Below are 13,283 nucleotides of genomic sequence, written 5' to 3'. Positions count from 1 at the left end.
AAATAGTTTTTAGTGATTTAACGCAAATATTATCAACATTTGTGGCTGTTTTACTAAATAATCTGCATATAAGTTGATTAACCGTGTTAAGAGGTTTATGTTTTTATCTTCAAGACATATAATGGTCAGATTATCCACCGATGAACCGATGGGTTCTGCAATCAAGAGATTAGCAATGACAGATGGAAATCAAGCGCTCAAAAAAGCCGGATTAAAAATAACCCTGCCGCGAGTTAAAATTCTAGAACTGATGCAAGACCCAGGTAACCAACATATCAGTGCTGAAGATTTATATAAAAAACTCCTCGAAATTGGCGAAGAAATTGGCCTAGCTACAGTATACCGAGTCTTAAACCAGTTTGATGATGCCGGTATTTTAAATCGTCATCATTTTGAAAATGGTAAAGCCGTGTTTGAAATGTCGACACAGCAACATCACGACCATTTGGTTTGTTTAACCTGTGATAAAGTGATTGAGTTTTCTGACGATGTCATTGAACGCCGTCAAGATGAAATCGCAATGAGACATAATATTAAGCTGACGCACCATAGTTTGTATCTTTATGGTCACTGCACTAACGACACATGTGATCACGCTGACGAATAGTCGGTTTGTGTTGTAAAAGAACCAGCATTGTTGCTGGTTTTTTATTATCTGAAATTCATGTATTGGTATTACTTCTGCTAAACCAACCACGTTAACCATAAGCTAAAGCTTAATACTGATAACAAAGTCGATAACACTACCGTGCTGCCTAATGTTGCTTGATGTTGCTTAATCTCAGTCGCAATAAGGTAGGCATTGACGCCTAACGGTGAAGCACTTAATAAGACTAACATCATGGTGTTTTGCGCAGGTAACTCAAACACGATAGCCGCCATCACATAAACTAAAGCGGGTAATAATAGTACTTTTAACCCACTCGCTATCAAGGCAAAACGCCAGTTGTCGCCTATCCGATAAAAACTCAGATTAGCGCCTAAAACAAATAATGCGCAGGCCAATGCAGGCTTGGCTAATAATACGAGCCCATCATTAAGTTGTTCGCCTAAATTAAGGCTCAAGCCATTGGCTACAATACCAAGACTAATACTTAGCACAACCGGATTTAATACCATGGAGCGTATAAAATGGCGCCACGAAAAACCTTGCTGCTGAGCACGAGCGGCCAAAGCAAATGTTAACGCAAATAGAAATGCACTGTGGAAAGTAATGATCATAAATATTGACCCAATCATTGCTTTACCTAATGCCGCGGTAATCACCGGCAAACCGACAATCACAGTATTAGAATAACTGCAGCCTAAAGCAAAAACGGCACTGGCATCGCTGCGTTGCAGTGTTTTAGCCGCCAAATATCGATTAATAAGGTAACCAATGGCAAACACTGCCAACACGGGGATATAAAAAGCGAATAAAGAAAATGGATCAATACTTTGTGCTAATGGTGCGGCAAACATATTAATAAATAGAAAAGCGGGTATGCTGACATAAAAAGTAAATTTACTGATCCCTGCAATATGTTCTTTGCTAAAAAAGCCGGCTCGAGTGAGTCCATAACCTAGTGCAACCATAAACATAATCGGAAAAATAATACTGATGATGGGCATCGATAAAAACCTATCTCAAAGGCAATAAAAAAGGCGCCGAGGCGCCTTTTTAAACTGGAGAATAAATTACCAACCAGTACGAGTACGTAAAGCTTTACCAATGTCAGCTAAAGAGCGAACAGTGGTCACGCCTGCAGCTTCAAGAGCAGCAAACTTGTCTTCAGCAGTACCTTTACCGCCAGCGATAATTGCGCCAGCATGGCCCATGCGCTTACCTTCTGGTGCTGTAACACCAGCAATGTAAGATACAACAGGCTTAGTTACGTGTGCTTTGATATAAGCAGCCGCTTCTTCTTCAGCATTACCACCGATTTCACCGATCATAACAATCGCTTCAGTCTGTGGATCGTTTTGGAACATTTCCAATACGTCGATGAAGTTAGTACCAGGAATTGGGTCGCCACCGATACCTACACAAGTAGATTGGCCGAAACCTTCATCAGTCGTTTGCTTAACCGCTTCGTACGTTAATGTACCAGAACGAGAAACAATACCGACTTTTCCAGGTAAGTGAATGTGACCAGGCATAATACCAATCTTACATTCACCAGGAGTGATAACACCTGGGCAGTTTGGACCGATCATGCGAACGCCAGTTTCTTCTAGCTTCACTTTCACTTGTAGCATATCAAGTGTAGGGATGCCTTCAGTGATACAAACGATTAGCTCTAGGCCAGCATCGATTGCTTCAAGGATAGCGTCTTTACAAAATGGTGCTGGTACGTAGATAACAGTTGCAGTTGCACCTGTTGCTGCTACAGCGTCTTTAACAGTGTTAAACACTGGAAGACCTAGGTGAGTTTGACCACCTTTACCAGGAGAAACACCACCAACCATTTGCGTGCCGTAAGCAATCGCCTGTTCAGAGTGGAAAGTACCCTGACCACCAGTGAAACCTTGACAGATTACCTTGGTATCTTTGTTAATTAAAACAGACATTATTTGCCCTCCGCAGCTTTAACAACTTGCTCAGCCGCGTCAGTTAGACTTGTAGCCGCGATGATATCAAGACCAGATTTTGCCAATACTTCACGACCTAATTCGGCGTTAGTACCTTCAAGACGTACAACGACTGGCACTTTAACGCCAACTTCTTTAACCGCACCGATAATACCTTCAGCGATCATATCGCAACGTACGATACCACCGAAGATGTTAACCAATACCGCTTTAACATTGCTGTCAGAAAGAATGATCTTAAAGGCTTCAGCTACACGTTCTTTCGTTGCTCCACCGCCAACGTCTAAGAAGTTAGCAGGCTTGCCGCCGTGTAGGTTTACGATGTCCATTGTGCCCATTGCTAGGCCAGCACCGTTAACCATACAACCTACGTTACCGTCTAAAGCAACATAGTTTAATTCAAATTTAGCAGCGTGCGCTTCACGAGCGTCATCTTGTGATGGATCGTGCATCGCTTTGATTTTTGGCTGACGGAATAATGCGTTGCCATCAATACCAATTTTGCCATCTAAACAGTGAAGATTGCCTTCAGTTGTGATAACAAGTGGGTTGATTTCTAATAACGCAAAATCATGGTCGTTAAACATGTTCGCAAGACCCATAAAGATCTTAGTGAACTGCTTCATTTGAGTTGGGTTTAAACCTAACTTAAAGCCAAGATCACGAGCTTGGAAAGCTTGAGGACCAGTTAACGGATCAATGATAGCTGTGTGGATAAGCTCTGGCGTATGTTCAGCCACAGTTTCAATATCAACACCACCTTCTGTTGATGCCATAAACACAACGCGACGTGTGCTACGGTCAACCACTGCACCTAGGTACAATTCGTTAGCGATGTCAGTACAGCTTTCAACTAGAATTTTAGCAACTGGCTGACCTTTAGCGTCAGTCTGGTACGTTACTAAGTTCTTACCTAACCAGTTTTCAGCGAATGCTCTGATTTCGTCTTTATTGCCGGTCACTTTAACGCCACCCGCTTTACCACGGCCGCCTGCGTGTACTTGACACTTAACAACCCATAAGTTTCCGCCAATGTGGCCAGCCGCTTCTACTGCTTCTTGAGCAGTATCACATGCAAAGCCTTCAGAGACTGGTAAACCATATTCGGCAAATAAAGATTTTGCCTGATACTCATGCAAATTCATGATGATCTATCCATATACTTCTAATCAAATCCAACTGGCTCACCATGAGCCAGCGACGAGGGTTTATCTACTAACTTATAGATCAAGTAGCAGACGAGTTGGATCTTCTAAGAAGTCTTTAATTGCGACTAAGAAGCCAACTGACTCACGACCATCAACAATACGGTGGTCGTAAGAGAGTGCTAGGTACATCATAGGCAGGATTTCAACCTGACCATTGACTGCCATTGGGCGATCTTTAATGGCATGCATGCCTAAGATTGCGCTTTGTGGCAGGTTCAAAATTGGTGTAGACATTAGTGAGCCGAAAACACCACCGTTAGTCACAGTGAAGTTACCGCCAGTCATGTCTGCAACAGAAAGTTTTCCGTCACGGCCTTTAATGGCTAATTCACGTACCGCTTTTTCGATTTCAGCTAAGTTCATGGTATCGGTATCACGCAGAACTGGTGTTACCAATCCGCGAGGTGTTGATACGGCAATGCTGATGTCAAAATAGTTGTGATAAACAATGTCATCACCATCAATAGAGGCATTCACTTCTGGGAAACGTTTTAGCGCTTCTGTCACAGCTTTGATATAGAAAGACATAAAGCCTAAACGAATACCATGGCGTTTTTCGAAAATGTCTTGGTACTGCTTACGAATATCCATGATTGGCTTCATGTTAACTTCGTTAAACGTAGTTAGCATAGCCGTTGAATTTTTCGCTTCTAAAAGACGTTTTGCAATCGTTTTACGAAGACGTGACATTGGAACACGTTTCTCGCTACGACCTTCTAACGGTGCAACCGGTGCCGCTACAGCAGCAGGTTTGCTAGCAGGTGCTGATTTAGCAAATGCTTCAACGTCTTCTTTAGTGATACGCCCACCAACACCAGTGCCTTTAATCTTTGCAGCATCAAGATTATGCTCCGCAATTAAACGACGTACAGATGGGCTTAATGCGTCGCTAGACTCATCACTTGCCGCGTCACTAGCAGGAGCTTGAGCTTCAGCTTTAGTCACTTCTTGACCAGACACAACACCAGCAACAAACTTAGCAATCACTTGCTCGCCTAAAACTGTGTCGCCTTCTTGGAATAACAACTCAGAAATCGAACCGTCTTCTGGTGCTACCACTTCTAACACAACTTTATCAGTCTCGATATCAACTAAGTTTTGATCGCGAGTGACCGCCTCACCAGGTTTTACATGCCAAGTAGCAATTGTTGCATCAGCAACTGATTCTGGTAATACGGGTACCTTAATTTCGATACTCATGGAAAGCTTCCCTTTATATAAATTATCTATTACGACAGTTTTAATGCGCTATTAACTAATGATTCTTGCTGGTGTACATGCAGTGATGGATAACCACATGCTGGTGCAGCTGACGCTTCACGACCGGCATAAGTTAGTTGAGCACCTGCAGGAATGTTAGCCCAGAAGTGATGCTGGCTACAGTACCATGCACCTTGGTTTTGCGGCTCTTCCTGACACCATACAAAATCTTTAACATGTTGATATGTTTCTAATGCTGCACGCATTTCCACATCAGGGAATGGGTATAGCTGCTCAACACGAATAATGGCAACGTTAGTGATGTTTTCTTTACGACGTTTTTCAAGAAGCTCGAAATACACTTTACCACTACAAAATACAACGCGATCAACCTTGCTTGCGTCTAAAGTATCAATCTCGCCAATAATATTTTGGAAAGTGCCTTCAGCAAGTTCTTCTAAACTTGATACCGCTAACGGGTGACGCAATAAAGATTTAGGTGACATCACAACCAATGGACGACGCATAGGACGTACAACTTGGCGACGCAACATGTGGTAAACCTGTGCCGGTGTTGATGGCACACATACCTGCATATTGTGGTTAGCACAAAGTTGTAAGAAACGCTCTAAACGCGCACTTGAATGCTCTGGACCCTGACCTTCATAACCATGAGGCAGTAACATTGTTAGACCGCATAAACGGCCCCACTTTTGCTCACCAGATGATAAGAATTGGTCAATAACCACTTGGGCACAGTTAACAAAGTCGCCAAACTGCGCTTCCCAAATGGTTAATCCACCAGGTTCTGCTGTTGCGTAACCGTATTCAAATGCAAGTACTGATGCTTCAGACAACACTGAGTCTGTAATATCAATTGGCCCTTGTTCGTCAGCCACATTACGCAAAGGTAAATAGGTCGTTCCGTCGTTTTGGTTATGCAAAACCGCATGACGATGGAAGAACGTGCCGCGACCAGAGTCTTGACCGGTAATGCGAACGCGCTTTTTGTCTTCAAGGATAGAAGCATAAGCTAAGGTTTCAGCGAAACCCCAGTCTAATAATTTCTCACCTGAGGCCATTGAAGCACGATCGGCACAAATTTTAGCAACGCGAGACTGTAATGTATGGCTTTGTGGAATATCAACCAACTTGTTGGCTAAATTCTGCAAGCGTTCCATCGACATTGAACCGGCGTAATCTTCATCCCATTCGCGATTTAAATACGGTGTCCAGTCAACAGTATGCAACGTCATAGGACGCCATTCTTTAACCACACAATCACCCGCATCTAACGCATCACGGTAATGGTTAATCAGCCCGGTCACTTCATCAGCAGGAATGCTGTTTTCAGCAATTAATTTGTCAGCGTATATTTTACGTGGTGTTGGGTGTTTTTTGATTTTGGCATACATTAGCGGCTGCGTTGCACTAGGCTCATCCGCTTCGTTATGGCCATGGCGGCGATAACAAACTAAATCAATCACCACATCCCGTTTAAACTCATTACGATAATCTACAGCCAACTGAGAAATAAACGCTACAGCTTCTGGATCATCTGAATTCACATGGAAAATGGGCGCCTGAACCATCTTCGCGATATCGGTACAGTATTCTGTAGAGCGCACGTCAGCATGGTTAGATGTGGTAAAGCCCACCTGGTTGTTGACGACGATACGAATACTACCGCCAACCGTAAAGCCACGTGTTTGAGACATGTTAAATGTCTCTTGCACAATGCCTTGACCGGTAATGGCTGAGTCACCATGAATGGTAATAGGCATCACTTGCAGGCCGTCTTTACAACCACGACGATCTTGACGAGCACGAACAGAACCAATAACCACTGGATTAACGATCTCTAAGTGAGATGGGTTAAAGGCTAACGCTAAATGGACATTGCCACCTGGCGTTTCAAAATCTGATGAGAAACCTTGGTGATATTTAACGTCACCTGAGCCATGAGTATCAGCATGCTTACCGGCAAACTCGTCAAACAATTCAGCAGGACGCTTACCTAGCACGTTAATAAGCAAATTCAAGCGACCGCGGTGAGCCATACCCACTACGATTTCTTTCGTGCCAGCTTCACCTGCGCGATAAATGATTTCACGCATCATCGGAACGAGCGCATCACCACCTTCTAACGAGAAACGTTTAGCACCAGGGAACTTAGCACCAAGATATTTTTCAATACCTTCAGCCGCATTCAAGCCTTCAAGAATACGTTTTTTAACTGCATTATCGTATTTGGCTTTACCTAATGTCGGTTCAAGACGTTGTTGTATCCAACGCTTTTCATCGGTGTCAGTAATATGCATGTATTCAGCACCGATAGAAGCACAATAAGTACTTTTAAGGGCATGAATGATATCAGCAAGTTTCATGGTTTCACCGCCTAAAGCGAATGAACCCGTATTAAACTCACGTTGCATATCTTCAGCATTTAACCCGTGATAAGCAGGATCTAATTCTTGAACAGCTTCACGCTTCCATAACCCTAATGGGTCTAGATTGGCATTTTGATGGCCACGAAAACGGTGAGCGTTAATTAACTGCAGAACTTTAACTTGCTTCGCATCCAGCTCAGGGTCGCTGACGCGAGCAGCGCCTTTAGAGCGACTTTCTAGTGCTAAACTGCGGAAATAGTCACGAACTTTAGAGTGGGCAGTTTCCGGTACTTCGACAGAGGCACCTTCAACGGGAGGAAGATTATCAAAAACAAGCTGCCAATCAGACGAAACTGATTGCGGATCTTCTTGATAGGATTCATACATCTCTTCTACGTAGGACGAGTTCGAACCATTTAAATGTGACGACTCGAGCCAGGCTTTCATGATGCCTTGGTGCATTGTTATTCCTTTCAAACTTGATACACGTGCTAGCCATAAACATAACAGTGAGTAACGAAGTTACTTCACACGTAGACTGACATTATCTTCAATAAGCTAAAAGATAATAGCAGAAGGTCTTACTTATAACGCACAAAAGAGCCATCCCCAAGATTGAAGATGACTCTTATTAGAGCTTAATAATCTACATTATTTTGCTCAACTTCGTGCATTAAACAGCTCGCTTAAGCAGCATTGACTTAATGTGACCAATCGCTTTAGTTGGGTTTAATCCTTTTGGACAAACATCAACACAGTTCATGATGCCATGACAACGGAACACACTGTAAGCATCATCTAGTTCAGATAAACGCTCTTCTGTGGCCGTATCACGACTGTCAATTAAGAAACGATAAGCATGTAATAAACCGCTTGGTCCGATAAACTTATCAGGATTCCACCAGAAAGATGGACAAGCAGTTGAACAACATGCACACATGATACATTCATATAAACCATCTAAATGAGCACGCTCTTCAGGTGATTGTAAATGTTCACGAGCTGGAGCCTGTTCGTCATTAATCAGATAAGGCTTAATTTTTTCGTATTGCTTGTAGAACTGAGTAAGGTCAACAACCAAATCACGAACTACTGGCATGCCTGGTAAAGGACGGATTTCAATTTTCTTCCCTTTAAAGGTCGATAATGGCGTGATACACGCTAATCCGTTTTTACCATTCATGTTTACACCGTCAGAACCACACACACCTTCACGGCATGAGCGACGGAACGCAAGCGTTGAGTCTTGTTCTTTCAGTTTAATTAACGCATCTAACACCATCATGTCAGTGCCATCAGGCACTTCAAGGGTGTAATCCTTCATATAAGGCTTGGTATCTACATCAGGATTATAACGATACAATGCAAATGTTAATTTCATCTTTTGCAACTCCTGCCTAATAGGTACGTTTTACGGGTGGAAACGCTTCACGTAATTTAGGTGTCATGTTGACATCACGTTTGCTCATACCTTGAGTGACTGGGTTATACAAACTATGACATAACCAATTATCATCATCACGATCTAAGTAATCTTCACGAGAATGCGCACCACGGCTTTCAGTACGGAAGTTAGCTGCATAAGCCGTTGCTAGCGCTGTAGCCATTAAATTATCTAACTCTAAACATTCAATACGTTGAGTATTAAATTCTGTCGAATTATCAGATAACTTAGCATTTTCAAGACGCTTTTGAATTGCTTGTAGCTGTTCTAAACCTTCAGCCATGGCATCTCCACTGCGGAAAACAGAGAAATTTAACTGCATACACAATTGAAGGTCTTTACGGATAACCGCAGGCTCTTCACCGTCTTTGTTGCTTTCCCAACGATTAAGACGAGCAAGTGATGCATTAATTTCTACGTCTGAAGCCGGTTTTGGATCAGGTGTCGCATCTAATGCTTTACCTAAATGCTGACCAGCAGCACGACCAAATACCACTAAATCCAGCAGTGAGTTACCACCTAAGCGGTTTGCACCGTGTACAGATACACAAGCAATCTCACCCACAGCAAATAAACCTAATACATCTTGTTCAGTGCCATCATCATTCATACGAATAACTTGACCACTCACTTTAGTCGGTAAACCGCCCATCATATAGTGACAAGTTGGCAACACTGGAATTGGACCATCGGCTGGATCAATATGAGCAAAGGTACGAGACAATTCACATACACCAGGAAGACGAGCTTCAAGGGTTTCTTTACCTAAATGATCAAGCTTTAGTAAACAATGTGGACCTAAAGGACCGTCTAAACCACGGCCTTCACGAATTTCAGTCATCATTGAACGTGCAACCACGTCACGTGATGCTAAATCTTTCGCGTTTGGCGCATAACGTTCCATGAAACGCTCGCCATCTTTGTTTAGAAGATATCCACCTTCACCACGACAACCTTCAGTAACCAAAACACCTGCACCAGCAATACCCGTAGGGTGGAACTGCCACATTTCCATGTCTTGTAACTGAACGCCTGCACGAGCAGCCATACCAACACCGTCGCCAGTGTTAATGTGCGCATTAGTGGTTGAAGCGTAAATACGCCCTGCACCGCCAGTGGCTAAAATAGTTGCTTTGGCTTTGAAATAAACAATCTCGCCCGTTTCAATTTCAATCGCAGTACAACCCACAATAACGCCATCTTCGTTTTTAACGAGATCTAATGCATACCATTCAGAATACACATCTGTTTTATGCTTGACGTTTTGTTGATAAAGGCAATGAAGCAACGCATGACCAGTACGGTCTGCTGCTGCAGCAGTACGAGCTGCTTGCTCACCACCGAAGTTACGCGACTGGCCGCCGAAAGGACGCTGATAAATTGTGCCATTTTCGAAACGAGAAAACGGTAGACCCATTTGCTCAAGTTCGATAATTGCTTCTGGACCGGTTTGACACATAAACTCAATGGCTTCTTGGTCACCGATAAAATCAGAACCTTTAACCGTGTCGTACATGTGTTGTTCCCAATGGTCTTCGTGTGCATTACCTAATGCTACGGTGATACCACCTTGAGCAGAAACGGTATGAGAACGAGTCGGGAACACTTTAGATAAAAGCGCACAGCTCTTACCTTCTTTAGAAATCTGTAATGCCGCACGCATACCCGCGCCGCCGGCACCGATTACGATTACATCAAATTCGCGTACTGGAATACTCACTTAAACACCCCACACTATTACTATGCCTGACGCTAAATAACTAAAAGCAATCAATACAAAGGTAAACTGTAATACACCACGTAACGCTGTATTTTTGACATAATCTGTCAATACTTGCCATACACCAATCCACGCATGGATAAGCAAAGCAACTAACGTTATAAGGGTAAATACTTTCATTGGAAGTGAACTAAATAAGCCATTCCAAATCTCGAATGTTAACGGGGCACTACACGCGATAAAGCCAACTAAGAAGACAGTATAACAAGCGAGAATCACTGCGCTTGCGCGTAATAGAATATAGTCATGAACACCACTGCGTCCAAAACTTGCTGCGTTTGTTACCATACCCAAATCCCCGCTATTACTGATAAAACCGCTGCTAAAGCAAAAGTAGCTTTAGCTGATGCGACACCCGAAGTTAACTCTTCCCAACGACCGGTATCCATCACTAAATGGCGAATGCCACCTAATAAGTGATAACCCAACGCGGTAAGAATTCCCCAGAGGATGAACTTCATCACGAAACCATCGAACAAGGATTGTACGCTAGCGAAACCTTCTGCTGATGTTAAAGTTGAATTTAACAACCAAAGAAGGATACCAATAGCAAATAGCATGATGACACCGGAAATGCGGTGTAGGATTGACGCGATAGCTGTCGCAGGAAAGCTTATCGTCTGCAGGTCTAGATGGACAGGTCTTTGCTTTTTCACGTTCTGCTCACTCAGCTCCATTGAGCATTGTTTTTGTTATGTGTCTATTTTTTTGCTTAATGGACAATGTCGACATTCGGCATAACAGTATTAAACAAAAAACAGACTACTCACACATCTTAATCAGTTGAGAAATCACTATTTAGTTCGTAAATTCATCATTCCTAAACTGTGACGTTGGTCTCCCTTAGGGACGCAGGCAAGTATACTCGTGGGAATTGTCAAATACAAACCTCACATTATGCAAAATAAGTTTTTTTATTGATTTTTTATTCTAATGCAAGCGCAGAGCGGTTTTCAGCTGATATATACCATGGTCTAACAAATTTAAACGCTTATTTAAATTGATCTGTGATCCACATTCACTGTACAGTAATGTCCGCTTAACATGCCGCACTCATAGATAAGAATGACGTAAGGAGAACGGGGTATGGCTGATAATATAGCCAAATTAGAGTTACCAGGAAACGATTCAATCGACCTACCGATTAAAAAAGGTACTGAAGGTTTTGATGTAATCGATATTAGCACACTTGGGAAGAAAGGTTATTTCACCTTCGATCCAGGCTTTTTAGCTACTGCATCTTGTGAGTCAGCAATTACCTATATCGATGGTGATAAAGGTATTTTGTTGCATCGTGGATACCCAATTGAACAGCTAGCAACCGAATCGACCTATTTAGATTTATGCTACCTGCTCCTTTACGGTGAATTACCGTCGAAAGTTGATTACGAACAATTTGTTGCCACAGTGAAAGAACACACTATGGTACATGAGCAAATTGCATTCTTCTTCAGAGGCTTCCGTCGTGACGCACACCCAATGGCTATGCTATGTGGTGTAACCGGTGCATTATCTGCTTTCTATCAAGACTCTCTTGATGTGAACAATCCAAAGCATCGTGAAATTGCAGCTTACCGCCTAGTGTCGAAAATGCCGACAATCGCAGCGATGTGCTACAAGTACTCAATGGGACAACCTTTTGTTTATCCACGTAACGATTTAAGTTATGCGGGTAACTTCCTGTCGATGATGTTTGCTACTCCATGTGAAGAGTACAAAGTTAATCCAGTCGTTGAAAAAGCAATGGAACGTATTTTTGTATTGCATGCTGATCATGAGCAAAATGCCTCTACATCTACAGTCCGCTTAGCTGGTTCTTCTGGTGCGAATCCATTTGCATGTATCGCAGCTGGTATTGCTTCGTTGTGGGGGCCCGCTCATGGTGGTGCTAACGAAGCTTGCTTAGAAATGTTAGAAGAAATCGGCAGTGTTGATCGCATTCCTGAGTTTATCGCGAAAGCGAAAGACAAAAACGATCCATTCCGTCTAATGGGCTTTGGCCACCGTGTTTATAAGAACTTCGACCCTCGCGCTAAAGTGATGCGTGAAACCTGTCATGAAGTCCTTAAAGAACTTAAAGTGGTTGACCCATTATTAGACGTAGCAATGGAACTTGAGCGTATTGCCCTTGAAGATGAATACTTCATCTCTAAGAAGCTATACCCGAACGTTGATTTCTACTCTGGTATCATCATGAAAGCCATTGGTATCCCTAACGATATGTTCACAGTGTTATTTGCACTGTCACGTACTGTTGGTTGGATTTCACATTGGAAAGAAATGTTAGATCAACCAGGCCATAAAATCAGCCGTCCACGTCAGTTATACACTGGCGAGTCTGCGCGTGATTTTGTGAGCGTTGATAAGCGTTAATCACCTGATTAACCAAACTAAAAAAGCGCCGAAAGGCGCTTTTTTGTTATCTAAGTTTGGATGTGACTGATTATTATCGTAGTGAATAAATCAACGTTAAATACCTCTAATGATTGCTAACCTAATTCAGAATAACTCCCCTCTAAATTGCTCTCAGTTAATCTAAAACAACAGTATCACTTGATAAAGAGTAAGCGTCTAGCGAACCACACCTATTTTTTAAAATTCCAGGGTAACAAGCTATCGATATCCGGTGCTGGTTGGCACAGGTCATTAAGGCAAGCCATGATGTAATCAAATGGGATGAGTCCATTAAC

At 42.7% G+C, this 13,283-nt stretch carries 11 protein-coding genes; 2 read left to right on the top strand and 9 right to left on the bottom strand.

Translation table 11 applies throughout. The features are described 5' to 3' along the window. The first annotated feature begins 175 nt into the window (after positions 1-175). Positions 176-607: a ferric iron uptake transcriptional regulator gene (gene fur, locus ACROAE_RS18245; protein ID WP_432404764.1), complete on the top strand. Its 432-nt coding sequence runs from the start codon at positions 176-178 to the stop codon at positions 605-607. A gap of 77 nt (positions 608-684) precedes the next feature. Here the strand turns inward: fur and ACROAE_RS18240 are convergent, their stop codons facing one another. The 9 genes from ACROAE_RS18240 to sdhC all read right to left on the bottom strand — a co-directional run bounded on the left by ACROAE_RS18240 (position 685) and on the right by sdhC (position 11,270). Beyond that, positions 685-1,611, bottom strand: a complete 927-nt coding sequence (locus tag ACROAE_RS18240; RefSeq protein ID WP_432404761.1) for an AEC family transporter — start codon at positions 1,609-1,611, stop codon at positions 685-687. Between the two features lie 66 nt (positions 1,612-1,677). Beyond that, positions 1,678-2,550 carry a succinate--CoA ligase subunit alpha gene (sucD, locus tag ACROAE_RS18235; RefSeq protein ID WP_432404758.1) on the bottom strand — a complete coding sequence of 291 codons (873 nt, stop codon included), beginning with the start codon at positions 2,548-2,550 and terminating at the stop codon, positions 1,678-1,680. Beyond that, positions 2,550-3,716: an ADP-forming succinate--CoA ligase subunit beta gene (sucC, locus tag ACROAE_RS18230; RefSeq protein WP_011637796.1), complete on the bottom strand. Its 1,167-nt coding sequence runs from the start codon at positions 3,714-3,716 to the stop codon at positions 2,550-2,552. The genes sucD and sucC overlap by 1 nt, the downstream gene beginning before the upstream one ends. 75 nt (positions 3,717-3,791) lie before the next feature. Further along, complete coding sequence (gene odhB, locus ACROAE_RS18225) at positions 3,792-4,979, bottom strand: 2-oxoglutarate dehydrogenase complex dihydrolipoyllysine-residue succinyltransferase (protein ID WP_432404755.1); 1,188 nt, start codon at positions 4,977-4,979, stop codon at positions 3,792-3,794. A 29-nt stretch (positions 4,980-5,008) separates the two neighbouring features. Further along, positions 5,009-7,831 carry a 2-oxoglutarate dehydrogenase E1 component gene (sucA, locus tag ACROAE_RS18220; RefSeq protein WP_432404752.1) on the bottom strand — a complete coding sequence of 941 codons (2,823 nt, stop codon included), beginning with the start codon at positions 7,829-7,831 and terminating at the stop codon, positions 5,009-5,011. A gap of 211 nt (positions 7,832-8,042) precedes the next feature. Next, entirely contained in the window at positions 8,043-8,750 is a 708-nt protein-coding gene (locus ACROAE_RS18215) for a succinate dehydrogenase iron-sulfur subunit (protein ID WP_011637799.1), read from the bottom strand. A gap of 16 nt (positions 8,751-8,766) precedes the next feature. Beyond that, positions 8,767-10,533: a succinate dehydrogenase flavoprotein subunit gene (gene sdhA, locus ACROAE_RS18210; protein WP_432404749.1), complete on the bottom strand. Its 1,767-nt coding sequence runs from the start codon at positions 10,531-10,533 to the stop codon at positions 8,767-8,769. After that, positions 10,534-10,881 (bottom strand): succinate dehydrogenase, hydrophobic membrane anchor protein, encoded by a 348-nt coding sequence (sdhD, locus tag ACROAE_RS18205; protein ID WP_432404746.1) that lies wholly within the window; start codon positions 10,879-10,881, stop codon positions 10,534-10,536. It lies immediately after the preceding gene. Then, positions 10,875-11,270: a succinate dehydrogenase cytochrome b556 subunit gene (gene sdhC / locus ACROAE_RS18200; protein WP_432404743.1), complete on the bottom strand. Its 396-nt coding sequence runs from the start codon at positions 11,268-11,270 to the stop codon at positions 10,875-10,877. The genes sdhD and sdhC overlap by 7 nt, the downstream gene beginning before the upstream one ends. 409 nt (positions 11,271-11,679) lie before the next feature. Between sdhC and ACROAE_RS18195 the strand changes: the two genes are divergently transcribed. Further along, a complete protein-coding gene (locus ACROAE_RS18195; RefSeq protein ID WP_432404740.1) occupies positions 11,680-12,966 on the top strand; it encodes a citrate synthase in 1,287 nt (428 codons plus the stop codon). Positions 12,967-13,283 lie beyond the last annotated feature (317 nt).

Origin of the sequence: Shewanella sp. MF05960, assembly GCF_050849305.1 — a bacterium.
GTDB lineage: Bacteria > Pseudomonadota > Gammaproteobacteria > Enterobacterales > Shewanellaceae > Shewanella.
Note: the sequence above shows the minus strand (reverse complement) of the source record. Positions and strands in the feature narration are given on the sequence as shown.